This window comes from Streptomyces sp. AcH 505, assembly GCF_000818175.1.
Taxonomy (GTDB): Bacteria; Actinomycetota; Actinomycetes; order Streptomycetales; family Streptomycetaceae; genus Streptomyces.
Map to the genome: position 1 here is coordinate 6,073,835 of NZ_JTIY01000001.1, position 1,800 is coordinate 6,075,634.

A 1,800-nucleotide genomic window follows, 5' to 3' on the forward strand; every position below is an offset into this window, starting at 1 on the left:
CGGACCGGGCCGATCGGCCCGGTCCGCCTGACCAGGGCGGTCAGTCCGTCGAGACCTCGGAACGGTCGCCGCCCCACAGCGTGTGGAACGAGCCCTTCCGGTCGGTGCGCGTGTACGTGTGTGCGCCGAAGAAGTCACGCTGACCCTGGGTCAGCGCGGCGGGCAGCCGCTCGGCGCGCAGCGCGTCGTAGTACGACAGCGCGGCGGCGAAGCCCGGCGTCGGGACGCCCTGGTGCACCGCGGCCGTGATGACCGCGCGCCAGTCGTCCTGCGCCGCGCCGATCTCCTCGGCGAACTGCTTGTCCGACAGCAGGCTCGGCAGGTCGCGCTGCGTGTCGAACGCCTCGCGGATCCGGTCGAGGAACGCCGCCCTGATGATGCAGCCCGCCCGCCAGATGGCCGCGACCGAACCGAGGTCGATGTCCCAGTCGTACTCGTCGCTGCCCGCCCGGATCTGGTGGAAGCCCTGCGTGTACGACACGATCTTGGACGCGTAGAGCGCCTGCTCGACCTGGTCGGCGAAGCGCGCCGCGTCCTCCTCGCTCAGCGACGTGGCCTTCGGGCCCGGCAGCGAGCGCGACGCATCGCGCAGCGCCGCGTGGCCCGACAGGGAACGGGCGAAGACGGCCTCGGCGATACCGGACACCGGCACCCCGAGGTCGAGCGCGATCTGCACGGTCCAGCGGCCCGTGCCCTTCTGCTCCGCCTGGTCGGTGACGATGTCGACGAACGGCTTGCCCGTCTCCGCGTCCGTGTGCGCCAGCACCTCGGCGGTGATCTCGATCAGGTACGAGTCGAGCCGGCCGGTGTTCCAGGTCCTGAACGTCTCGGCGATCTTCGCGGGGGAGTAGCCGGCGACCGCGCGCAGCAGGTGGTACGCCTCGGCGATGAGCTGCATGTCGGCGTACTCGATGCCGTTGTGCACCATCTTCACGAAGTGCCCCGCGCCGTCCGGGCCGATGTGTGCGACCGTACGCGCGCCGTCGGGCGCCTTGGCCGCGATCTTCTCCAGCAGCGGGCCGAGCGACTTGTACGACTCGGCGGAACCGCCGGGCATGATGCTCGGGCCGTGCAGCGCGCCCTCCTCGCCGCCGGAGATGCCGACGCCGACGAAGTGGATGCCCTGCTCCCGCAGCTCCTTCTCGCGGCGCCTGGTGTCGGCGAAGTGGGCGTTGCCGCCGTCGATGATGACGTCGCCCTCCTCCAGCAGCGGGGCGAACTCCTGGATCACGGCGTCCGTCGGCTCGCCGGCCTTCACCATGATCACGAGACGCCGGGGGCGTTCGAGCGCGGCGACGAAGTCCGCCGCCGATTCGGCGGGGACGAAGGTGCCCTCGTCGCCGAACTCCTCGACCAGCGCGCGGGTCTTCGCCGCCGTACGGTTGTGCAGGGCGACGGTGAGGCCGTTACGGGCGAAGTTCCTGGCGAGGTTGCGGCCCATCACCGCGAGCCCGGTGACGCCGATCTGGGCAGTACCACTCATGCCTGTGCTCCTGGTGTCTGTCGGTCGTGCCATGGCTGTACGTCAATGGTCAAGCCGCCCGGGAGGTTCCGCATTCCGGGCCTGTCGCATCGTGCCGGTTTCCCCGGCCGGGCGCGAGCGGCGCACGGCAACCGGGCCCGCCGCGGGGATCGTTCACGAACTATTGACACCCTCTCAGCATCGGCGCAAGACTGACCCGATCTCGGAGAGCGCTCTCCCGGACACTTTCTGAACTTCCAGGACCCGTTCCGCGCCGTCCCCTCCCCGCTGTCGGCGCGGCGCGGCGCCCACGGCGGGTCACGGCCATCCGTGGCCCG

1 protein-coding gene is annotated in these 1,800 nt (G+C 71.1%); it reads right to left on the reverse strand.

Translation table 11 applies throughout. The features are described from left to right. Positions 1-40: 40 nt before the first annotated feature. Positions 41-1,483, reverse strand: a complete 1,443-nt coding sequence (gene gndA / locus HY68_RS27105) for an NADP-dependent phosphogluconate dehydrogenase (RefSeq protein ID WP_041993549.1) — start codon at positions 1,481-1,483, stop codon at positions 41-43. Between the last annotated feature and the right edge of the window lie 317 nt (positions 1,484-1,800).

Excerpts from the sequence above, each read along its gene's own strand:
- gndA (WP_041993549.1), bottom strand. The coding sequence starts at position 1,483 with ATGAGTGGTACTGCCCAGATCGGCGTCACCGGGCTCGCGGTGATGGGC.